Annotated in this window: 22 protein-coding genes and 1 tRNA gene; 14 read left to right on the top strand and 9 right to left on the bottom strand. The window is 74.2% G+C overall.

What is annotated here, in order from left to right:
* Position 1 precedes the first annotated feature (1 nt).
* The 4 genes from FSW04_RS22475 (at position 2) to FSW04_RS26525 (ending at position 3,557) form a co-directional block, all read left to right on the top strand.
* Positions 2 to 1,321, top strand: a complete 1,320-nt coding sequence (locus FSW04_RS22475) for a right-handed parallel beta-helix repeat-containing protein (protein ID WP_146922424.1) — start codon at positions 2 to 4, stop codon at positions 1,319 to 1,321.
* The gene (locus FSW04_RS26530; RefSeq protein ID WP_187369026.1) at positions 1,318 to 1,686 is read left to right on the top strand and encodes a cupredoxin domain-containing protein; all 369 of its coding nucleotides are present in this window, start codon (positions 1,318 to 1,320) and stop codon (positions 1,684 to 1,686) included. Before FSW04_RS22475 ends, FSW04_RS26530 begins: the two co-directional genes overlap by 4 nt.
* 9 nt (positions 1,687 to 1,695) lie before the next feature.
* Positions 1,696 to 2,295: a DNA-3-methyladenine glycosylase I gene (locus tag FSW04_RS22465; RefSeq protein ID WP_321167670.1), complete on the top strand. Its 600-nt coding sequence runs from the start codon at positions 1,696 to 1,698 to the stop codon at positions 2,293 to 2,295.
* A 128-nt stretch (positions 2,296 to 2,423) separates the two neighbouring features.
* Positions 2,424 to 3,557 carry a hypothetical protein gene (locus FSW04_RS26525; protein WP_187369025.1) on the top strand — a complete coding sequence of 378 codons (1,134 nt, stop codon included), beginning with the start codon at positions 2,424 to 2,426 and terminating at the stop codon, positions 3,555 to 3,557.
* Here the strand turns inward: FSW04_RS26525 and FSW04_RS22455 are convergent.
* A complete protein-coding gene (locus FSW04_RS22455; protein ID WP_146915331.1) occupies positions 3,554 to 4,522 on the bottom strand; it encodes an IS481 family transposase in 969 nt (322 codons plus the stop codon). The genes FSW04_RS26525 and FSW04_RS22455 overlap by 4 nt on opposite strands.
* A gap of 224 nt (positions 4,523 to 4,746) precedes the next feature.
* Here FSW04_RS22455 and FSW04_RS22450 point away from each other — a divergent pair, with 224 nt between their 5' ends.
* Positions 4,747 to 5,928: an acyl-CoA dehydrogenase family protein gene (locus FSW04_RS22450; protein ID WP_228430654.1), complete on the top strand. Its 1,182-nt coding sequence runs from the start codon at positions 4,747 to 4,749 to the stop codon at positions 5,926 to 5,928.
* A 17-nt stretch (positions 5,929 to 5,945) separates the two neighbouring features.
* Here FSW04_RS22450 and FSW04_RS22445 read toward each other — a convergent pair.
* Together FSW04_RS22445 and FSW04_RS22440 are read right to left on the bottom strand one after the other, a co-directional pair.
* A tRNA-Thr gene (locus FSW04_RS22445) sits at positions 5,946 to 6,018 on the bottom strand.
* Positions 6,019 to 6,046: 28 nt separating this feature from the next.
* On the bottom strand, positions 6,047 to 6,580 hold the full coding sequence (locus FSW04_RS22440; protein WP_187369024.1) for a hypothetical protein: 534 nt from the start codon (positions 6,578 to 6,580) through the stop codon (positions 6,047 to 6,049).
* Between the two features lie 43 nt (positions 6,581 to 6,623).
* On the opposite strand from FSW04_RS22440, the gene FSW04_RS22435 reads away from it, so the two are divergent.
* The 6 genes from FSW04_RS22435 to FSW04_RS22410 all read left to right on the top strand — a co-directional run bounded on the left by FSW04_RS22435 (position 6,624) and on the right by FSW04_RS22410 (position 11,557).
* On the top strand, positions 6,624 to 8,285 hold the full coding sequence (locus FSW04_RS22435; RefSeq protein ID WP_187369023.1) for a 1-acylglycerol-3-phosphate O-acyltransferase: 1,662 nt from the start codon (positions 6,624 to 6,626) through the stop codon (positions 8,283 to 8,285).
* 23 nt (positions 8,286 to 8,308) lie between these two features.
* Complete coding sequence (locus FSW04_RS22430; RefSeq protein ID WP_146922420.1) at positions 8,309 to 8,833, top strand: RNA polymerase sigma factor; 525 nt, start codon at positions 8,309 to 8,311, stop codon at positions 8,831 to 8,833.
* Positions 8,834 to 8,837: 4 nt separating this feature from the next.
* Positions 8,838 to 9,188, top strand: coding sequence for a hypothetical protein (locus FSW04_RS22425; RefSeq protein WP_146922419.1), 351 nt, complete (start codon positions 8,838 to 8,840; stop codon positions 9,186 to 9,188).
* Positions 9,189 to 9,245: 57 nt separating this feature from the next.
* The gene (locus tag FSW04_RS22420; protein ID WP_228430652.1) at positions 9,246 to 9,806 is read left to right on the top strand and encodes an RNA polymerase sigma factor; all 561 of its coding nucleotides are present in this window, start codon (positions 9,246 to 9,248) and stop codon (positions 9,804 to 9,806) included.
* Positions 9,803 to 10,522: an anti-sigma factor gene (locus FSW04_RS22415; RefSeq protein ID WP_146922418.1), complete on the top strand. Its 720-nt coding sequence runs from the start codon at positions 9,803 to 9,805 to the stop codon at positions 10,520 to 10,522. Before FSW04_RS22420 ends, FSW04_RS22415 begins: the two co-directional genes overlap by 4 nt.
* Before the next feature lie 216 nt (positions 10,523 to 10,738).
* Positions 10,739 to 11,557, top strand: coding sequence for a rhomboid family intramembrane serine protease (locus FSW04_RS22410; protein ID WP_187369022.1), 819 nt, complete (start codon positions 10,739 to 10,741; stop codon positions 11,555 to 11,557).
* A 542-nt stretch (positions 11,558 to 12,099) separates the two neighbouring features.
* On the opposite strand, the gene FSW04_RS22405 is transcribed toward FSW04_RS22410, so the two are convergent.
* Entirely contained in the window at positions 12,100 to 12,972 is an 873-nt protein-coding gene (locus FSW04_RS22405; protein ID WP_228430650.1) for a cobalamin-binding protein, read from the bottom strand.
* Between the two features lie 30 nt (positions 12,973 to 13,002).
* On the opposite strand from FSW04_RS22405, the gene FSW04_RS22400 reads away from it, so the two are divergent.
* Both FSW04_RS22400 and FSW04_RS22395 read left to right on the top strand, forming a co-directional pair.
* Positions 13,003 to 13,293 carry a 4a-hydroxytetrahydrobiopterin dehydratase gene (locus tag FSW04_RS22400; RefSeq protein ID WP_146922415.1) on the top strand — a complete coding sequence of 97 codons (291 nt, stop codon included), beginning with the start codon at positions 13,003 to 13,005 and terminating at the stop codon, positions 13,291 to 13,293.
* Positions 13,294 to 13,383: 90 nt separating this feature from the next.
* Positions 13,384 to 14,709 (top strand): hemolysin family protein, encoded by a 1,326-nt coding sequence (locus tag FSW04_RS22395; protein WP_146922414.1) that lies wholly within the window; start codon positions 13,384 to 13,386, stop codon positions 14,707 to 14,709.
* Between the two features lie 157 nt (positions 14,710 to 14,866).
* On the opposite strand, the gene FSW04_RS22390 is transcribed toward FSW04_RS22395, so the two are convergent.
* A complete protein-coding gene (locus FSW04_RS22390; protein ID WP_187369021.1) occupies positions 14,867 to 15,472 on the bottom strand; it encodes a glutathione S-transferase family protein in 606 nt (201 codons plus the stop codon).
* Positions 15,473 to 15,542: 70 nt separating this feature from the next.
* On the opposite strand from FSW04_RS22390, the gene FSW04_RS22385 reads away from it, so the two are divergent.
* Positions 15,543 to 16,490 carry a LysR family transcriptional regulator gene (locus FSW04_RS22385; protein WP_187369020.1) on the top strand — a complete coding sequence of 316 codons (948 nt, stop codon included), beginning with the start codon at positions 15,543 to 15,545 and terminating at the stop codon, positions 16,488 to 16,490.
* Here FSW04_RS22385 and FSW04_RS22380 read toward each other — a convergent pair.
* The 4 genes from FSW04_RS22380 to xseA form a co-directional block, all read right to left on the bottom strand.
* The gene (locus FSW04_RS22380; protein ID WP_146922411.1) at positions 16,481 to 17,278 is read right to left on the bottom strand and encodes a 3-hydroxyacyl-CoA dehydrogenase family protein; all 798 of its coding nucleotides are present in this window, start codon (positions 17,276 to 17,278) and stop codon (positions 16,481 to 16,483) included. The two genes, FSW04_RS22385 and FSW04_RS22380, sit on opposite strands and share 10 nt — an antisense overlap.
* 84 nt (positions 17,279 to 17,362) lie before the next feature.
* Entirely contained in the window at positions 17,363 to 18,418 is a 1,056-nt protein-coding gene (locus FSW04_RS22375) for a hypothetical protein (RefSeq protein WP_146922410.1), read from the bottom strand.
* Positions 18,415 to 18,654 carry an exodeoxyribonuclease VII small subunit gene (gene xseB / locus FSW04_RS22370; RefSeq protein ID WP_146922409.1) on the bottom strand — a complete coding sequence of 80 codons (240 nt, stop codon included), beginning with the start codon at positions 18,652 to 18,654 and terminating at the stop codon, positions 18,415 to 18,417. The genes FSW04_RS22375 and xseB overlap by 4 nt, the downstream gene beginning before the upstream one ends.
* Entirely contained in the window at positions 18,651 to 19,991 is a 1,341-nt protein-coding gene (gene xseA, locus FSW04_RS22365; RefSeq protein WP_146922408.1) for an exodeoxyribonuclease VII large subunit, read from the bottom strand. Before xseA ends, xseB begins: the two co-directional genes overlap by 4 nt.
* Between the last annotated feature and the right edge of the window lie 7 nt (positions 19,992 to 19,998).

The raw sequence follows: 19,998 nt of genomic DNA, 5'->3' as shown, positions 1-19,998 counted from the left end.
CGTGTCCATTCGCAGGTCCATCGTCGTCGCGCCGGTCGCGTGCATCGCCGCCGCGCTGGCGCTCGCGCCGGCCGCCGGTGCGGTCGACTACCCGCCGCCCGCCACGCCCAAGGGGTCCAACGTCAAGCCGAAGGGGCCGTTCCGGACCCTCAAGGTCTGCAAGGGCAAGAAGTCGTGCTTCCCGCGGATCCAGGACGCCGTCAACGAGGCGCGTGCCGGCGACACCATCAAGGTCGCCCACGGGACCTACCGCGAGGGCGTGAAGATCATGGGCCTCAAGAAGCGCTACATCAAGCTCATCGGCGACCCCAGGGCCCCGGGCAAGGTCATCCTGGAGGGCAAGGGCACCAAGGCCGCCAACGGCGTGATCATCAACGGGGCGGTCAACGTCACCGTCAACGGCTTCCAGGCCCAGCACTACTCGGCCAACGGCTTCTTCGCCGTCAACACCGCCGGCTACACGTTCACCAATCTCAAGGCGTTCCGCGTCGGCGTCTACGGCGTCTACGCCTTCAACTCCGTCGGCGGCCAGATCACGAACTCCGAGGCCGCCTGGAACAGCGACTCGGGCTTCTACATCGGGCAGACGCCCCCCCAGGTCAAGCCGGTCCGGACGCTGGTGCGCAACATCACGTCCTACGGCAACGTGCTCGGCTGGTCGGGCACGAACATGCGCTACGTGACGATCACCGGATCGAAGTTCTACAACAACGGGACCGGCGTCGTTCCCAACGCGCTCAGCTCCGAGAAGTACGCGCCGCCGGAGGACAATGTCATCACCGGCAACGACATCTTCTGGAACAACTTCAACTACTACGCCGGTGCGCCCTTCAAGGTGCGCCCGCCGGCTGCGGACTCCACGGCCTACCCGGTGGGCGTCGGGGTCCTGCTGTTCGGCAGCCGGACCACGCGGATCGAGAACAACCGCATCTACGGCAACTTCCTCGCCGGCGCGGGCATGATCCAGCAGTTCCTGCTGAACAAGGTCCCCGAGGCCAAGGACCTGGTCGGCAACTCGATCACGGGCAACGACTTCGGGCTGGGTGGAACCGACCTCAACGGCCGTGACCTCGTCTACGACGGCAACGGCACCGACAACTGCATCGGCGGCAACACCGGTGTGCTCGTCACCGTGCCCGCCGACGCGTCGACGATGCCGGCGTGCCCGTTCACGGGCCCCAACGCGTTCTCGGCCGACGTCCAGAACGAGCTCATCGGCTGGGCCGTGGACACGACGCACGAGGCGTTCCTGATCCGCCACGACCACGCGCCGCAGGCGGGCCTGACGCCGCTGGAGCACTACACCGGCGGCGTGAAGTGACGGTCCGCCGGGCCGCCATCCTGACCCTCGGCGCCGCGGCCCTGGCCGCGGCGCCGCCGGTCGCGCTCGCCGCCACGAGGGCCAAGACGCGGACCGTCTCGGTCAACGACAACTACTACGGGCCGTCCAAGCTGATCGTCCACGTCGGCGACACCGTGCGCTGGCGCTGGAGCCAGGACGCCACGGACGTCCACGACGTCGATCTCAAGTCGGCGCCCAAGGGCGTGCGCAAGTTCCAGCCCGACCCGCTCGCCGCGGGCCAGACGTTCTCGCGCAGGCTGACGCGGCCCGGGACCTACCGCATCATCTGCACGTTCCACGAGTCGGAGATGCGGATGACGATCACGGTCAAGCGCCGCCCGTAGGGCACCAGGGTGGGCTCGGACCCCGTGGCCGGCGAGGACGCCCCGCGCTGCTTCGGCGCCGCGGACCCGCTGTACCGCGCCTACCACGACGACGAGTGGGGACGCCCGGTGCGCGACGAGCGGGGGCTGTTCGAGCGGATCTCGCTCGAGGCCTTCCAGTCCGGCCTCTCCTGGCTGACCATCCTGCGCAAGCGCGAGGCGTTCCGCGCCGCGTTCGTTCGCTTCGATCCCGAGGCGGTCGCGGCGTTCGGCGAGGACGACGTGGCCCGGCTCATGGCCGACGCCGGGATCGTGCGCAACCGCCTCAAGGTCGAGGCGACCATCAACAACGCCCGGGCCACGCTCGGCCTGCGCGACGCGGGCACGTCGCTGCCCGAGGTGGTGTGGGCCCACCGCCCGCCGCCGCGGCCCGCGCCCGCCTCGTTCGCCGACGTGCCGGCGCTGACGCCGGAGTCCACCGCCCTGGCCAAGGCGCTCAAGCGCCACGGCTTCCGGTTCGTCGGGCCGACGACCGCCTACGCCTCCATGCAGGCCTGCGGGCTGGTCAACGACCACCTCGTCGACTGCGTCGCGCGGGCGGCCACCGAGGCCGCGCAGGCGATGCCATGACGGCGCCGGGCGCCGGACCCGCGCGCCGGATCGCTACGGTGCAGGGCACATGACGCGCGTGCCGCCCCGATCCACCTGCCCGCCGCCGGCGCCCCGGCCGCGGCCGCTCACCTGAGGGGGCCCTCGTCATGGCCCCCGTGCAGATCGCGGGGGCCCCACGGCGGGGCAAGACCCCGCAGTGGACTCCCGAGTCCGTCATCACCGAGATCCAGCACTTCGTGCAGGCCCACGGCGAGGTGCCGCGGCTGGCCGATCTCAACCCCGGCCAGGCCAAGATCACCGGCCAGGTGTGGCGCATCGACCGCTACCGCGCAGGGTGCCCGGTCTGCGGCTCGGCCTACCCGTCGGCCAACGCCGCCCGTCGCTGCTTCGACGGCTCGCTGGAGCGCGCGATCCGCGCCGCCGGCTTCGAGCCCGCCAAGCGCGGGCCGCGCCGCCGCGACGAGGTCGACCTCACCGAGCGCGCGCTGGCCCGCCTGGACCGCGACGCGCGCGTGGCGGTCGGCGCCGCGCTCGCGCGCGCCGAGGCGGCCGAGCAGCGCGCCGAGCGCCTCGAGGCCCGCCTGGAGCGCCTGCGCGCCCGCGCCGCCACCGTCAAGCCCAAGACGAAGATCGTGCGCGAGCGCGTCACCGACGTGGCCGAGGTCGGCCGCGCACAGCGCCGCGCCCAGGCCGCCGAGGCGCGCGTCGCGGCCTGCCGGACCGAGCTCGGCGAGGCGCGGATGGACGCCGCGGAGGCCCGTCGCACCGCCGCGCGGCTGGCGTCGCGCCTGGAGCGGGCGGAGGCCACGGTCGCCGATGCACGGGCCGCGCGCCGGGAGACCCAGGCCGAGCTCGCGCAGGCGCGCGAGCGCGCCGAGGGCGCCGAGGCCCGCGCCGAGGCCGCCGAGCGCCGCCTGCACGACACGGCGGGATCCGTCCGGGTCCAGCGCGTGGTGCAGGCCGCACCCGAGCAGCAGCTCGTGGACGAGGCCACCGCGCGGGCCCACGCCGCCCAGGACGCGGCGCGCCGCGCCCAGGACCGCGCGGCGCGCGCCGAGCGCGAGTACGCCGAGCTGGCCGCCGCGGCGACGGGCGCGCCACGGCGCCTGACGCCCGCCGAGCTCGAGGCGCTGCGCGTCGCGGGCCCCGCGGGCCCGGCGCTGCTGGCCGACGCGATCAAGGCGCTGGCCGCCGCGCGCCGGACCGACAACCCGACGCAGCTGACCGACGCGCTCTCGCAGGTCGCCTCGGCCGCCGTGACCTGGCGCGACCGGCTCTAGGTGTTCTGCCTCAGGTCGTTCCGAACGCGGGTGATGGGCGGCCGGTTGCCGAGCGAGCTGTGGTTCCGCTCGTTGTTGTAGTGGTGCAGCCAGTGTGGCAGCGCTGCGGCTCTGGCGTCGCTTGAGCGGTAGCGCTGTCCCAGGCCCCATTCGCGTTTGAGGGTCTGCTGGTAGCGCTCGACCTTGCCGTTGTGGCGCGGCGTGCGGGGCGCGATCGTGCGATGCCGGATGCCGTGGCTGTCAAACAGGGCGGCCAGCGCCTTGTTGTGGGTGTAGGTCCAGGCGTTGTCGGTCTGCCAGCGCTCGATGATGATGCCGTGCGCAGCGAAGAACGCGATCGCCCGCTCGGTGAAGCCGATGACGGTGGCGGCCTTCTCGTCGCGGTGCAGCTCGGTGTAGGCCAGGCGGCTGTGGTCGTCGATCGCGCTGTGGGCGAACTCGTAGCCGACACGCTGGCGCTTCTCGGCGCCCGTGCGGTGACGGTTGCCGGTGACGGCATGGCCGGGTGAGGAGAACCGCGCGAAACGCTTGACGTCGTTTTGGATCAACGCCCCAGGGCACGGCCACTCAAAGCGCTGCACCGCCTCTCGGGGCGCCGGCGGCTGGCGCGACATGCCGCGCCGCTTCAGACAGCGCGAGACCGTCGCGTGCGCGATGCCGAGCTCGGAGGCGATCAGGCGCGGCCCCCAGCCCGTCCGCGTCCGCGCCTGGCAGACACGGTCGTGCAGCTCGTCGCTGGACCGCGTCGGCTGGCGATGCGGCGTCGAGGGTCGATCCTGCGCCCACGCGCCCGACGCTCGCTCGGCGTCTGAGGCGTTGCGGTACCGGTCGATCCAGTACTGCACCGTCGACACGCTCACCCGCCGACGGGCCGCTGCCTGGCGTCGAGGAAGTCCCTCGCCAAGACACCAATCAACCAGCTCGACACGCTGCCAGCTGGGCAGCCACCTACGCTTGCACTGCATCCGGGCTGATGACCTCCGAGGCCGTTGGATCCTTGAGAAGACCCACAGCCTCTGTCTCAGCCCGGATGCCTCAACTTCAGCCCTCAGACGTTCGGAACGTCCCGAGGCACGTCACCTAGGCCGCCGCGCGCGGTCTTCGGCGATCCCGCAGACCCGCTACGGGAATCCCGCAGACCCGCCGGGGGGCATGGAATCGTGTACCGACTCGTCGGTAGATTCGGCGCATGTCCACCACCGCGGGCACCGGCCTGAGCTTCGACCTCACCGACGAGCAGCAGATGCTGCGCGAGATGGTCCACGACTTCGTGGAGCGCGAGTGCCCCAAGCTGGTCGCCCGCGACCTCGAGGCCGCCGAGGAGTTCCCCCACGCGCTGGCGGCCAAGATGGCTGCGGCGAGCCTGCCGGGCGTCGGGATCCCGGAGGAGCTCGGCGGCCAGGGCGGCGGCATGGTCGAGCAGGTCATCGTGTGCGAGGAGCTCTCGCGCTCCCTCGGCGGCCTCTCGTGGATGTGGGGGCTGACGGCCTTCTCGGGCGCCCGCGCGCTGCTGGCCCACGGCTCGCCCGAGCAGCAGCAGGCCATGCTGCCCCGGATGGCCGCCGGCGACCTCACGTTCGCCATCGCGCTGACCGAGCCCGGCGGGGGCACCGACGTCCTGCGCGCCATGCGCACCCGGGCTCGGCGCACCGACGGCGGGTGGATCCTCAACGGCACGAAGATCTGGTCCACTCTGGCCCACGTGTCCGACCGCCTGCTCGTGCTGGCGCGCACCTCCGACGAGGAGCGTGCCTCGCAGGGGTTGACCGTCTTCCTCGTCGACCGCCGGTCGCCCGGCGTCACCGCGACCCCGATCCCCAAGCTCGGCATGCGGGCCATGGGCTCGTGCGAGGTCTCGTTCGCCGACGTCGTCGTGCCCGACGCCGACGTGCTCGGCGACGTCGGCGGGGGCTGGCGGCAGATCCTGGCGTCGCTGAACAGCGAGCGCCTCCTCGTGGCCGCGATGTGCCTGGGGATCCACCGCGGCGTGCTGGAGGACGCCGTCGCCTACGCGGGCGAGCGCGAGGCGTTCGGCAAGCCCATCGGCGCGATGCAGGCCATCCAGCACGGCATCGCCGACATCGCGATGACGCTCGAGTGCTCGCGCCTGCTCATCTACCGCGCGGCATGGCTGTACGAGCAGGGCCGGCCCTGCGGCGTGGAGGCCACGACGGCGAAGTGCCTGGCCGCCGAATGGGCCACGAGCGCCGCGGACTTCGGGATCCAGGTCCTGGGCGGCTACGGCTACGCGCAGGAATACAACATGCAGCGCTACTGGCGTGACGCCCGCCTGTACCGCATCGGGCCGATCACCAACGAGATGGCGCGCAACGTGGTCGGCGAGAGCCTCGGCCTGCCGCGATCGTTCTGACGGCACGCGGCCGGCAGGGCCGGAGAGGGGACTCGAACCCCTGACCTACTGATTACAAATCAGTTGCTCTACCAGCTGAGCTACTCCGGCGGACGGGCCGGAGTCTAGGTCGCCGGGCCTACTCCGGTGCGCCGGTGATCGCGTGCTCGAGGCTGCCGTGCCCGTTGGTGGACACGACGTGCTCGTAGGAGGGCAGCTCGTCGTCCTCACGGTTGAGCCGGCGCTCGACCTCGCCGAGGACCAGCCCGAACAGCAGGTGCCGCCAGGTCGCCTGGGCGAAGGCGCGCGCGGACGTGCCCAGCGTCGGGAGGTCGTCGCGGGCGGGATGGACGCGGTCGGTGACGAGGACGAGCGGCCAGGACCCCAGGTGCTCGGCCATGGCGGCCGCGGGGCCGAGCGCCCACGACGGCAACGGCAGGCGCCGCGAGAGCGCGGCGTAGGCCGCGCCGAACGCCGCGCCGTTGGCCAGGTGCATCGCCATGCCGACGGCCGGCCAGGCGCGCCCGCGCGTCACGAGCTTGCCCAGCAGCTCGGTGTCGTCATAGGGGACGCCGAACACGCGCATGTCCAGCGGCTGCTGGGCCGCCCACACCCCGGAGGCGATCGCGCCGGCGACGGCGCCTCGGGCTGTGCGGGCACGATCGATGGCCATACGCCACTGTAACCGCCGCGCCACGCCCGGGGTACGCCAGGTGATGGAGAGCAACCGCCACCTCGCGCGCGCCCGCACCAAGGGTGTCAACCCGATCACCTACTGGATCGTGCGTGGGCTGATGCAGCCCTTCTTCCTCGTCTACTTCCGGATGTCGCGCATCGGCCGCGAGCACGTCCCCGACGAGGGCCCGGTCATCCTGGCGGCCAACCACCGGTCCTTCCTCGACCCCTTCGTCATCGCGACGATGTCGCGGCGCCCGCTCTACTACGTGGCCAAGAAGGAGCTCTTCCGCCGTCCGCTGACGGCGTGGTTGCTCAACAGCCTCGGCGCGTTCCCGATCGACCGCGGCAACGCCGACGAGGACGCGATGGCGACCGCGCGCGACATCCTGGCCCGCGGCGACGCCGTCCTGATCTTCCCCGAGGGCACGCGCACCCGGCCCGGCACGCTGGGCAGCCCGCGCCGCGGCGTCGGCCGCCTGGCGCTGGAGACCGGCGCGCCGGTCGTCCCCGTCGCCGTCATCGGCACGGAGGCGATCCGCCGCGGCTGGCGCATCCGCCCGCACAAGGTGCGCCTGCGCGCCGGGGCGCCCCTGCGCTTCCCCGTCGTCCACGAGCCCTCCGCCCAGCTCGCAGGTGCGGTGACCGACCGCATCTGGCCCTGCGTGATGCTCCAGTGGGAGTGGCTCGGCGGCCTGCCGCCCATCCGCCGCGCCGCCGTCATCGGCGCCGGCTCCTGGGGGACGGGCCTGGCCGTGGCGCTGGCCCGCGCCGGCGTCCAGGTCGAGCTCGCCACGCGCACGCCCCAGCAGGCCGCGCTGCTGCGCTCGGCCGGCGTGAACGAGCGCTACCTGCCCGGCGTCCCGCTGCCCGACGGCGTCGAGGTGCTCGATGCCCACGACCTCGAGCTCGGCCGCCACGACCTCGTCGTGCTCGCCGTGCCGGCCCGGGCGCTGCCCGAGGTCGTCGCCGCGCACGGCGCGCAGATCACCGGCCGCACCGGCGTGCTCGTCGCCGCCAAGGGTCTCGTGCCACCGCTCGGGACGCTGCCGACCGCCTACGTGGCCGAGCGCACCGTCGCCCGCGGCGTCGCCTGCCTCGGCGGCCCCGCGCACGCCGCCGACGCCCTGGACCACGGCGCCGCCCTCGTCGTCGGCACCGCCGACGGCGCCCTGGGCCGCCAGATCGCCGACCTGCTCGTCTGCGCCGGCCTCTACGCCGAGACGTCGACCGACGCGGTCGGCGTCGAGCTGGCCGGTGCCGCCAAGAACGCCGCCGCGCTGGCCGCCGCGACCGCGGCGCCCGCCGGCCCCAACGCCGCCGGCGCCGCCGCGGGCCGCGTCTTCGCCGAGGTCGACGCCTACGCACGCGGCCGCGGCGCCCGTGCGGAGACCTTCGCCGGCCTGGCCGGCACCGGCGACCTCATCGCCACGATGGTCGCCCAGGGCAGCCGCAACCGGCGCGCGGGCGAGCTGCTGGCCGCAGGGCTGGCGCCCGAGGAGATCGAGCTGCAGCTCGGCCAGGCCGCCGAGAGCCTCGACGCGCTGCCGCTGCTGGCCCGCGCGCTGCACGACGGCGGCATGGACGCGCCGGCCGTCAGCGGGCTGGCCGACGTCGTGGAGGGCCGGGTCGCCGCGGGCGCCTGGGCCGACACGATCACCGCCCCGGCGCCCCGCCGGCGCCGGTTCGTCCGGGCCGCGTAGCCGACGGGGGTAGGCTGGCGTGCGTGGACAAGGCCGAGCTGGACGCCGCGTTCTCGGACCTGTACCGGGCGCACCTTCGAGACGTGTACTCCTACGCGTACTACCGGGTCGGCAACCACCACGACGCCGAGGACCTCACCGAGCAGACGTTCCTGCAGGCCTACCGGCACTTCGAGCGGGCCGTCGCCGAGTCCGACGGGCGCCCGTTGCGGCCCTGGCTCATCCGCATCGCGCACAACCTCGCGGCGAACCTGTACCGCGACCGCTCCCGTAGGCCGCAGACGAACATCGACGACTCCGAGACCTTGCGCACCACGCACACCACCGAGGACCTCGTGGAGGGACGCGACGAGCTGGCGCGAATCCTCGACGGCGTGAAGGACCTCCCCGACGACCGCCGCGAGGCGCTCATCATGCGCTTCGCCCTGGGCATGGACAACCGGGAGATCGCCCGCGCGCTCGGCCGCACCGACGGCGCGACGAAGGTCCTGCTGCACCGGGCGATCAAGCAGCTCGAGGAGATCGTCGCGACCAAGCAGGCGACCTGACCCGATGAGCGAGACCTTCCCCTCCGACTTCGAAGGCCTCCTGCGCCGCGCCCTGGCGCCGGTGGACCCGCCCGACGACCTCGCGGTGCGGATGGAGTCGACGCTGGCCGAGCTGACGACGCTGGCCCAGGACGAGCTCGAGAGCTGGGAGCTGCGCGCGATGCGCGACCCCCGCAACTGGGTGCGCCCCGTCGCCGCCGTGGCCGTCGGGACGACCGCCGGGGCCGCCCTGGTGATCCTGCGCGTGCGCCAGCAGCATCGGCGGCGCACGGCGAAGGCGAGCGACCCGCTCGACCTCGCGGAGCGCACGCTGCGGGCCGTCAAGGAGGAGACGCGCCGCATCCTGGACCGGTGATCCGATCGCCGGGACGTCGCGTACCCACCCAGCGTGGCCGACCATCCGGATCCGCGCTTGCTGGCTGACGAAGACCTCATGCAGCTCGTCCGCGAGGGCGACGCCAGAGCCTTCGAGATGGTCTACGAGCGACACAGCACGGCGGCGTTCTCGCTCGCCTACAGGATGACCGGCCGCCGGTCGGCCGCCGAGGACGTGGTGCAGGAGGCGTTCCTGTCGCTCTGGCGGTCCGGCGCCCGCTACGACCAGACGCGCGGCAGCGTGCGCACGTGGATCCTCGGCATCGTCCACCACCGGGCGATCGACGCCCTGCGGCGCAGCATGGTCCACGACCGCCGCCGCGCCAGCGACGAGGGCATCGAGGAGCGCTTCGAGGCCAAGGACCGGACCGATGTGCAGGCCGCCCGCCGCCAGGAGGCCGGGGAGGTCCGCGATGCGCTGGCCACCCTGCCCGACGAGCAGAGCAAGGCGATCGAGCTGGCCTACTTCGGCGGGTTCTCGCACACGGAGATCGCCGCGATGCTCGACACGCCGGTGGGCACGATCAAGGGCCGGATCCGGCTCGGCCTCGAGAAGCTCCGAGGTCAGCTCGGCTGGCTGGCGGAGGTGCCCGCGTGAGCCCCTGCCCGCACCACGACGACGCCGGGGCCTGGGTCCTGTTCGCCCTGCCGGAGGCCGACGAGCCGGCCTACCGTGCCCACCTGGAGACCTGCGCGGAGTGCCGGGCGGAGGTCGCGCGGCTGCAGGCCGTCGCCGACGTCCTGCCGATGGCCGCCCCGCAGATGGTCCCGCCACCCGACCTCAAGGGCCGGATCATGGCCGTCGTGGAGTCCGAGGCCCGGCTCCTGCGCGCCAGCGGCCCCGAGGCCGACCGGGTGCCCGTGCCGCAGCGCGCCCCGGGCGCGTGGCGCCGGATCCTCGCGCCGCTGGGCCGGCTGCGCCCGCTGCCCGCCGTCGCGCTCGCGTCGGCGGTGCTGGCCGTCGGCGTGGTCCTGGGCGTCGTGCTCTCCGGCGGAGACGACACCGTGACCCACACGGGCTTCGGGCCGCGGGGCTCGCAGGTCGCGCTCGTGGTCAAGGGTGACCACGGCGAGTTCGACCTGCGCGGCGTGCCGGCCCCGCCGGCCGGCCGCGTCTACCAGGTGTGGCTCGTCTCGGGCAACGCGCGCCCGCGGCCGGCCCATGCGCTGTTCAACGTCCGCTCCGACGGGCGGGCGCGGGTCGAGATCCCGGACTCGCTGAAGGGCACCGACCGCGTGCTGGTGACCGCCGAGCCCTCCGGCGGCAGCACGCAGCCCACGAGCGACCCGGTCATCGGCGCGACGCTGACCTGATGGGCGGCGTGCGGCGGTGGCGCGCCGCCCGGGCGTGCGGGTCGGTTTCGTGACGGTCGGTGTCGGGTTGACGTGCGATATGCCGGTCAAGGTGTCACGGGGGCCCCGGGGCCGGCCGGACGGTCCGCCCAGCCACCCACGCCGGCAGCGACGAGCACCACGGCGCCGCCCGTCGACCTGGCTCTCAGGCCGCCGCTGCTAGCGTCCTGCCCCTCGATGGCCACCTGCTACCGCCACCCCGGCCGCGAGACCGGCGTCTCCTGCTCCAACTGCGACCGCCCGATCTGCCCGGACTGCATGACGCCGACGTCGGTCGGCATGCGCTGCCCGGAGTGCGCCAAGCAGAAGACGAAGGTCCATCGGGGTCCCGCCGTGCTCGGCGACGAGCCGCGGGTCACCATCGCGATCATCGTCGTCTGCGTGATCGTCTTCCTCGCCCAGGGCAGCTTCGGCGCGCGGGAGAGCGGCGGGAGCATCTACGAGCACTTCGCGCTGTTCGGGCCCTACGTCGACCGCGGCGACTACTGGCGCCTGGTCACGAGCGGCTTCCTGCACAGCGGCATCTTCCACATCGGGTTCAACATGTACCTGTTGTGGGTGCTCGGCCAGCAGCTCGAGCGCGTCATCGGCTCGGTGCGCTTCGGCGTCCTGTACTTCACCGCCCTGCTGTGCGGCTCCTTCGGCGCGCTCGTGCAGACGACGGAGTCCGGCGTCGTCGGCGCCTCGGGCGCGGTCTTCGGGCTCATGGGCGTCCTGGCCATCGAGCAGCGCCGCCGCGGCTACGACCCGTTCAGCGGCGGCCTGGGCGGCCTCATCCTCATCAACCTGGTCATCGGCTTCATCCCCGGGTTGAACATCGCCTTCGGCGGCCACATCGGCGGCCTGGTCGGCGGCCTGCTGGCCGCGGTCGGGTTCACGGTGGCCGACCGCATGCGCCGGCCGTGGATCGGCTACGCCGGATGCCTGGCGCTGGCGGCCATCGCCGTCGCCGGCGCGATCGCCGTGTCGGGCAACCTGCACAGCTACAGCCTCTAGCCCGCCGCGGCCGGTCCTCGGCGCAACGCCGCGGGCACGGCCATCGCGACGCACCTCGCGGCCGCCGGGTGCGGCCCACGTTCGTGCTGACGACGTCGCCCCGGTAGGCCTCGGGCTCCTCGGACCCCAACGTGCCGCCGGGCCCACTGCGAGCGCGGCGCGTCGGCCGGCGCCGAGCCCTCGGGCGTGACCGCGGCCGACCGGGCGACGTTCCTGGCCCAGGGCCCCCACTGCCGCGCCCGGGAGCCCGGCGTTGAGTCGGGTGCCCCGTTCACGCTCTCCGGCGCCCCGGCGACGCCCGACCCCTCGCTGGACGCGGTCGGCCTGCTCATCCGGGCCTCGGCGCGCGACGCCGACGGTCCGCGGCGCATGGCAGCACCACACCGGGGCCGCCCAGGGCCGCAGGACGCGGTGGAAGACCCTCCACAAGGGCCTGAAGCCCGCGGGCCGGCCGCTCCAGGCCCGCCAGCGGCTGCGGCCCGGCCTGTGGCTGGTGCGCGTGCGGCTAGCTGGCGCCCGGGACGCCCGCGCCGCGGCGCCGGCTACAGCGCCACGGGGTAGACGGTTCCGGGCGCCTCGGGCACCCGGTCGGGATGCAGCGCGTGGGCCAGCGTCTCCAGCCCGTCGACCAGCCGCGGGCCGGGGCGGGAGAAGTACGCCGAGGCGTCGACCGCGACGACCTGGTCGGCGCGCACGGCGCGGAGGGCGTCAGCGTGGCGCTCGGCCTCCTCCAGCGCCCGTGGCCCGTCGTAGCCGCACGGGATGCACAGCACGACCTCGGGAGCGGAGGCCACGACGGCGGCCATGTCGGTGCGCTCGCTGTGCTCGCCCGGGAAGCCCAGGACGTCGACGCCGCCGGCCATCTCGATGAGCTGGGGGGTCCAGTGGCCGGCGATGTAGACCGGGTCGAACCACTCCAGCGCGGCGACCCGCCGGCGCGGCGCGCCCTTGACGGCGGTCCGCACGCGGTCGATGCGGGCGCGCTGGCGCGCGACGAGGTCCAGTGCGGCGTCGCGGCAGCCCGTGGCCTTGGCGATCGTGCGGATGTCGCCCATCGTCTCGCCGAGCGTCCTGGGGTCCAGCGCGATGACCTCGGGGCACGGGTCGAGCTTGCGGGCCACGGCGTCGACCTCGTCGTAGCTGACCGCGCAGACCGGGCACAGCTGCTGGGTGACGATGAGGTCGGGCCGCAGGCCGGCCAGGCGCTCCTCGTCGAGCAGGTAGATGGCCTCGCCGTTCTCGGTGCGCTCACGCACGGCGGCGTCGATCTCGCCCGCCGACAGGCCCGCGGGCAGCACGTCGCGCGTGACCTTCGGCACGGAGGCGGCCTGCGGCGGGTAGTCGCACTCGTGGGTGACGCCGACGACGTCGTCGCCGAGCCCGAGGGCGTAGAGCAACTCGGTAGCGTGGGGCACCAGGCTGACGATCCGCACCGGAGCGAGGATATGGCAGAGCTGCTGGACGACCGGGAGATCGACGAGGCGCTGGAGGGCGTGGCGGGCTGGCGCCGTGAGGACGACGCCATCGTGCGCGACCTCGAGTTCGCCGACTTCGCCGCCGCGATCGCGTTCGTCGACGCGGTCGCCGCCGAGGCGGAGGCCGCCGACCACCACCCCGACATCCTCGTGCACGGCTGGAACAAGGTCCGGCTGAGCGTCACGAACCACAGCGCCGGGGGCCTCACGCGCGCGGACTTCGCGCTGGCGGCGGCCGTCGATGCGCTCCCGGGCGGCTGAGGACGCGTCCCCCTGGTACCGTTGCGCGCGTCGCTCCATGAACGACGACCCTTCTCGAAGTAGCGCCGGGCACGGACCCGGCCTCCCCGCGTGACCGTCCTCCTGCTGCTTGCGGTGGCGGTCCTCATCGCCATCAACGGCTTCTTCGTGGCCGCCGAGTTCGGACTCGTGCGCTCCCGGCGCTCGTCGTTGCAGGAGATGGCCGAAGACGGGTCAGCCGGCGCGCGACGCGCGCTGCTGCTGCACGACGACCTCAACCAGTACCTCTCGGCCTGCCAGTTCGGGATCACGCTGGCGTCGCTGGGCATCGGCTTCCTCGGCGAGCCGGCGATCGCCACGATCTTCGAGCCGCTCTTCGGCGGCTTCTCCCATGGCCTGGCCGTGGCGATCTCGGTCGCCATCGCCTACATCGTGGTCACCGCCTGCCACGTGACGGTCGGCGAGCAGGTCCCGAAGATCTACTCCATCATCCATCCGGACCGGATCGCCATCCTCGTCGCGCGCCCGCTCACGGCGTTCGACAAGGGGATGAAGCCGTTCATCTCGCTGCTCAATGCCGCGTCCAACGCCCTGCTGCGGCTCCTGCGCGTGGACCCCCAGACCGCCTCGGAGGAGGGCGCGACGCCCGAGGAGCTGCGGATCCTCATCAGCCAGGCGCGCGCGGGCGGCAAGCTGGACGCGGGGGAGGCCGGGATGCTCAGCGGGGTGTTCCACCTGCACGAGCAGGAGGCGCGCCAGGTCATGACGCCGATCCCGGCGGTGGTGACCGTCGACCTCGGCGAGGACGTCGAGACCGCGCTTCGCCGGTGCATCTCCTCGGGCCACACCCGGCTCGTCGTGACCGAGGACGACAACCGCGACCGCGTCCGCGGCATCGTGCACTCCAACTCGCTGGCGCGGGCGCTCATGGCCGAGGGGCCGCAGGCGTCGCTGGAGCCGCTCGTGCGCGAGGCCGTCATCGTCCCCGAGACCAAGCCGCTGGACGACCTGCTGGCCGACCTGCAGCGCGAGCGCTCGTCCATGGCGGTCGTCGTCGACGAGTACGGCCGCGTCGTGGGCATCGTGACCGTCGAGGACATCATCGAGGAGGTCGTCGGCGAGATCGACGACGAGACCGATCCGGCGGGGGGCCAGATCCGGCGCCTGGCCAACGGCGACTGGTTCGTGCGCGGCCACGTCGCGGTCACCGACCTGCTCGACCACGGCCTCGAGCTGCCCGTCGACACCGACGCCTACAACTCGGTCGGCGGGTTCGTCTTCGCCGAGCTCGGGCGGCTGCCGCGACGCGGGGACACGGTCACGGCCGACGGCTACTCGATCCGCGTCGAGTCCGTGCGCGAGAACCGCATCGAGGCGGTCCGCATTCGCGAGCGCCGTCCGCCGCAGAGCGCGGACCCGTCCGGCACGGCCCCTTAAATCGACCCGGCCCGCCTGAGGAGCGGGCCGGATCGTGCTTCTGGGAGGAGGTGCACGTGCGAGTACGTTCGCAATCGCCATTGTTCCCCGCTTCCTGAAGCGTGGCTAAAACTTCCGCGCCGGCGCGTGCTCCTGCACGGGTTCGGGCCCGCCGGCGTCACGCGTGCGGCAGCGCAGCGACCCGCGCGATCCACGCCGCGAGGTTCGGGAAGGCGCCGTCGAGCGCGAGGTGCTCGATGAGCACGCCGTGGAACAGATCGTCGTCGCCGGGATCCGACGAGGTGGCGTAGCGCAGGAACGGATGGGCGCAGACGTCGGCCGCGCCGGGCGCGTCGCCGAACAGGAAGTCGCGGCCCGTGAGCAGCGCCTCGAACCCGTGGCGCCACCCACGCAGCTGCGCGATCCCGTTGGCGGTGCCCGCGGCGTCGGCCGTGCCGTCGGCGATCGCGTTGGGGGCCACCTTCCAGAGGTGGTCGAAGAACGTCACGAAGCCCTCGACCTCGCGGCGCCCGGCCGCCCCGGCCGGGTACAGGGGCGGGTCGGGCCAGGTCGCGTCGATCCAGTCCACGATGGCCATCGACCCGGGGAGGACGCCGCCCTCGGGGGTCTCCAGGACGGGCACCAGGTCCTGGCCCGAGACGGCCCGCACGCCCGAGCGGTCGGCGGTGGGGTGGAGCACCCGCTCGGCCGTGCGGCCCTTGAGCCCGAGGGCCAGCGAGACGCGGTCGACGTTCGTGGAGTGCGGGATGACGTGTAGGCGCATCGTGCCAGCGTGCCCGATGCCGGCTTGCAGCGCGACTACACCTGTTGACGGCAGTCGTAAGCTGCCCTTCATGATCACCGCCGACGGCATCCGGGCCGCCGTGCCCGACGTGCGCCGCCTGCGGGTGCTGCGGGCGGTGGCCGAGCACGGGTCGTTCGCCGCGGCCGCGGCGGAGCTGCGCTACACGCCGTCGGCGGTCTCCCAGCAGATCGCCGCCCTGGAGCGCGAGTGCGGCGCGGTGCTCGTCGATCGCGGCCCACGCGGCGCTCGCCTCACGCAGGCCGGCGCCGTCCTGGACCGCCACGCCGCGCTCGTGCTCGGCCAGCTCGCGGCGGCGCGCGCCGAGCTCGACGACCTGGCCCGGGTCCGGGGCGGCTCGCTGCGCCTGGCCGCCTTCGAGTCGGCGTGGACCGCGCTGGTCCCCGCCGCCGTCGCCGGGTTCCGCGAGCGCCACCCCGAGGTGCGGCTGCACCTGGCCGAGGAGGATCCCGTCCCCGCCGTGGCCGCGGTGCGCGCCGGCGGCTGCGACCTCGCGGTCGTCTTCGAGCCCAACGCGCTGGACGCCGCGGCGCTGCAGGGGCTGCAGCGCACGGCGGTGGCCCGCGATCCGCTGTGGGCCGTGCTCCCCGCCGGCCATCGCCTGGCGGGCGCCGCCCGCGTGCCGCTGGCCGCGCTGGAGGGCGAGCCGTGGGTGGCGCCGACCGCCTTCTGCGCCGGCGTGGTGCGCGCGGCGTGCCGGGACGCGGGCTTCGAGCCCGACATCGTGTTCTCCAGCGCCGACTACGGCGCGGTGCAGGGCTTCGTCGCCGCCGGCGCGGGGGTTGCGCTCGTGCCCTACCTCGCGCTGACGGGCAACGCGCGGGTCGCCGCCCGTCCGCTCACCGGCCCCCCGCCGGCGCGGACGCTGGCGGCGATCACCGCGGCCGACGGCCCCCGGCCGGCGACGGCCACGGCGATGCTCGACGTGCTGTGCGCGGCGGCGGCGACGCTCGTGGCCGCCGCCCGCGCTCAGTCGTAGTCGTAGAAGCCGCGCCCCGTCTTGCGCCCGAGCGCGCCCTGCTCCACCAGCGCGGTGAGCGTCGCGGGCACGGGCGCCCCGATGGCCTCACCGATGGCCTGCGCGACGTCCAGGCCCACGAAGTCCAGCAGCGCCAGGGGCCCCATCGGATGGCCGGCCCCCAGCTGCATGCAGGTGTCGATGGCCTCCGCGCTCAGCCCCGACTCCTCCTGCAGCGTCACCGCCGAGAACAGGTAGGGGAACAGCAGCCGGTTGACGACGAAGCCCGGGATGTCGGGCACCGCGACGGCCGTCTTGCCCAGCGCCGCGCACAGGTCCTGCGCGCGCTGCCGCGTGCGCTCGGTGGCCTCGACGGGGAAGGCCAGCTCGACGAGCTGCATCTTCGGCACGGGGTTGAAGACGTGCAGGCCCACGAAGCGCTCGGGCGCGCCGCTGGCGGCGCCGAGGGCCTGGACCGACAGCGACGACGTCGTCGAGGCCAGCAGCGCCTCGTCGGCCACCACGCCGGCCAGGCCGCCCCACAGCCCCGCCTTGGCGACCGGGTCCTCCACGACGGCCTCGATGACGGCCGTGGCGGTGCCCAGCGCGTCGAGGTCGGTCTCCACGCTCACGTGGGCGGCGTTGACCTCGCCGCTGATCTTGCCGCAGGCCTTGGCGACCGCCGCCTGGGCGCGCCGCGCCGAATCGGGGGAGCGGGCCCACAGCACGACCTGGCCGTGACGCGCGGCGGCCGCGGCCAGGCCGCACGCGATCGCGCCGGAACCGGCGATCCCGAGCTTCTCATCCATGCGGCGGAGTTGTAGCGGGTTCTTCGCCGCGAGGCGGTCCTGGCTGACTGGCCAATCAACGTCCCGAACGTGTCGCGCGGGCGCTCAACCCCAGCGGAAGCCGGTCGCGTGCACCGCGACCGGCAGGGGGCTGGCGGGCAGGCCGTCAGGCGGCTGCACGTCGTTGTAGCCGCCGGGAGCCACGTCGTTGGGGCCCTCGGGATGGAACAGGGAGGCCAGGTGCTGGATCTGGCCCCGGCCGACGCCCAGCTCGAACTGGCCGCCGCCGTACATCCCGATCCCGTGCTCCTCGCAGTGCTCGTAGGCGGCCAGCAGCGAGCGCAGCCCGCCCAGCCGCGACGGCTTGATGTTCACCATCCGCGGGGGGAACGGCAGCCCGGTGATGTCGTCGACGCCGTGGATGTTGGCGTCCCACGTGATGCGGTCCTGATGGGGCTCGAGCGCCGGCCACGTCTCGTCGGTGATGCGCGGGTCCTCGATCCAGGCGTCGGGAAAGCCCTCGGCGACGCGGCGGTACAGGACGGGGTCCGGCGGGTTGTCGACGACCGAGCCCGAGTACAGGCCCTTGAGGTCGACGCTCTCCACCGCGCCGGTGGCCGCCAGCTCGGCGACGAGCGCGTCGTCCCAGGAGGCGGTGGGGTCGAGCTTGAAGCGCAGCGACGGGTAGCGGTCCAGCCGGTCGCGCAGCGGCGCCATCGTCGCGGGCTCGCCGAGGCGCAGCGAGACGACGAAGCGCACCGGGCGCGGCTCGCGGCCCAGCGCCTCGTGCAGCGGGAGGCCCGCCTGGCGCAGCGCGAGGTCCAGCGCGGCGGACTCGTAGGCCCACACGCGGTAGAGCACCGAGGCGTCGTGGCGCGCGGGCTCGGGCCACAGGTCCAGGCCGGCGAGGTGCTCGCTGAAGGACCCCAGCGTCCAGGCCCCCGCCAGCGGCTGGACGGGCCCGGCGTCCTGCAGCGCCTGCTGGTCCTCGGCGTCGTAGCTGACGTCCTCGCCCAGGCCCTCGTGCCCGTCGCCCGACAGGCGCAGCACGGTCGAGACCCGGGTGAAGTCCGAGGAGACGTCGCGCTCCAAGCGCTCGAGCGCGTAGTCCTCGATCTCCAGCGGCAGCGCCGACAGGCGCTCCCACAGCGCGCCGCTCATGCGTCGGCCGGCGCCGACGCCGGGCGCTGCTCCAGGCGGGCGACGAGCTCGTCGAGGCGCAGCTCCTCGAGCCCACGGCCGACGGCGTCCAGCTCGCCGGCGCAGAACTCGACGAGGCCGCGCCCCTCCTGGCAGAGCTCGAGCGTCTCGCGCAGCCCGGCCTCGCCGGAGTCCAGCCGGCGGATGATCTCCTCGAGCCGCGCGGTGGCGGCCTCGTAGGTCTCTGTGGTGCTCACGCGCCCTCCTCGGGGTCCTCGTGGATGACGATGTCCTTGATCTCGGCGTCGGCCCGGCCGTCGCCGAAGAAGAGCCGCACGTCGCGCAGGCGCCCGGCCTGCGCGGCCGAGGTCACGACGCCGCCGGCGCCGTCGTCGACGATCGCGTAGCCGCGGGCGACGGTGCGCTCGGGGTCGTGGGCGGCCAGAGCGGAGGCCAGGCCGTCCAGCGCCGCGCGGCGCGCCTGCGTCTCGGGGCCGGCGGCCGCCGCGGTCTTTCGCGCGAGCACCACGCCGCGGCGGGCGACACGCTCGCGGTCCTCGGCGATGCGCCGCCGCGCGCTGGCGCGCAGCTCGCGCAGGCGTTGGTGCAGCGCCGTGCGGTGGCGCTCGATGGCCTGGGCCGGCGCGCGCGACAGCGCGGCGAGGTGGCGGGCGCGCCCCACGACCGCGCGGCGCCCGTGCGCCTCCAGCGAGGCGGCGCAGCGGGCCAGCGACGTGCGGGCCTCCAACGGGTGGCAGGGCACGGCGGACTCGGCGGCATGCGTCGGCGTCGAGCAGCTCACGGCCGCGACGTCGTCGATGAGGGTGCGGTCGGTGTGGTGGCCGACGGAGGCGATGACGGGCACGCGGATCATCGCGACGGTCCGGCACAGAGTCTCGTCGCAGAACGCGAACAGGTCGGCCAGCGAGCCGCCGCCGCGCGCCACGACGATGACCTCGACCTCCTCCACCGCCGCGAGGTCCTGCAGCGCACGGGTGATCCGCGGCGCGGCGTGGCGGTCCTGCACGGGGGCGAAGGCCCAGACCAGGCGCCCTGCCCAGCCGCGGCGCCGCAGCCCGGCCAGGACGTCGTCGCGCGCCTTGCCGCCCTCGCCGGTCACGACGCCGATGCAGCGGGGCAGCGCCGGGCGGGCCAGCGCCTTCTGGGGCTCGAAGAGGCCCTGGGCGGCGAGGGTGCGCCGCAGCGCCTCCAGCTGGGCGAGCAGGTCGCCCTCGCCCGCGATGCGCAGGCCGGTCACGTCGAAGGAGAACGACGGCGAGGATGTGCGCGACCCCGGGTAGTAGTCCGGGCCGCCGGCGACGACGACCTGCGAGCCGTCGGACAGGATGCCGGGCGCCAGCCCCAGGCGCTCGAACGCGTCGCGCCACATCGCGCACGGCACGGCGCCGTCGCCGTCGCGCAGCTCGAAGTAGACCTTGGCCTTGGAGACGCGGAGGTTCCACACCTCGCCGAAGAGCTGGACTCGGGCGCGCTTGCGCAGCTCCTCGCGCAGCTTCTCGGCGTAGGCGCCGACGGGGAACGGGCCCGCCAGGCGCGAGCCCTCGATCCCCTCGGGGCGCGGCTGGGCGCTCACGCCGCAC

The organism is Baekduia soli (assembly GCF_007970665.1).
Classification (GTDB): domain Bacteria; phylum Actinomycetota; class Thermoleophilia; order Solirubrobacterales; family Solirubrobacteraceae; genus Baekduia; species Baekduia soli.
The sequence above is the reverse complement of the archived record's forward strand: the minus strand, read 5'-3'. Positions and strand labels throughout refer to the sequence as shown.

Excerpts from the sequence above, each read along its gene's own strand:
- FSW04_RS26525 (WP_187369025.1), top strand. The coding sequence starts at position 2,424 with ATGGCCCCCGTGCAGATCGCGGGGGCCCCACGGCGGGGCAAGACCCCG.
- FSW04_RS22455 (WP_146915331.1), bottom strand. The coding sequence starts at position 4,522 with ATGCAGTGCAAGCGTAGGTGGCTGCCCAGCTGGCAGCGTGTCGAGCTG.
- FSW04_RS22450 (WP_228430654.1), top strand. The coding sequence starts at position 4,747 with ATGTCCACCACCGCGGGCACCGGCCTGAGCTTCGACCTCACCGACGAG.
- FSW04_RS22440 (WP_187369024.1), bottom strand. The coding sequence starts at position 6,580 with ATGGCCATCGATCGTGCCCGCACAGCCCGAGGCGCCGTCGCCGGCGCG.
- FSW04_RS22435 (WP_187369023.1), top strand. The coding sequence starts at position 6,624 with ATGGAGAGCAACCGCCACCTCGCGCGCGCCCGCACCAAGGGTGTCAAC.
- FSW04_RS22425 (WP_146922419.1), top strand. The coding sequence starts at position 8,838 with ATGAGCGAGACCTTCCCCTCCGACTTCGAAGGCCTCCTGCGCCGCGCC.
- FSW04_RS22410 (WP_187369022.1), top strand. The coding sequence starts at position 10,739 with ATGGCCACCTGCTACCGCCACCCCGGCCGCGAGACCGGCGTCTCCTGC.
- FSW04_RS22400 (WP_146922415.1), top strand. The coding sequence starts at position 13,003 with ATGGCAGAGCTGCTGGACGACCGGGAGATCGACGAGGCGCTGGAGGGC.
- FSW04_RS22390 (WP_187369021.1), bottom strand. The coding sequence starts at position 15,472 with ATGCGCCTACACGTCATCCCGCACTCCACGAACGTCGACCGCGTCTCG.
- FSW04_RS22385 (WP_187369020.1), top strand. The coding sequence starts at position 15,543 with ATGATCACCGCCGACGGCATCCGGGCCGCCGTGCCCGACGTGCGCCGC.
- FSW04_RS22380 (WP_146922411.1), bottom strand. The coding sequence starts at position 17,278 with ATGGATGAGAAGCTCGGGATCGCCGGTTCCGGCGCGATCGCGTGCGGC.
- FSW04_RS22375 (WP_146922410.1), bottom strand. The coding sequence starts at position 18,418 with ATGAGCGGCGCGCTGTGGGAGCGCCTGTCGGCGCTGCCGCTGGAGATC.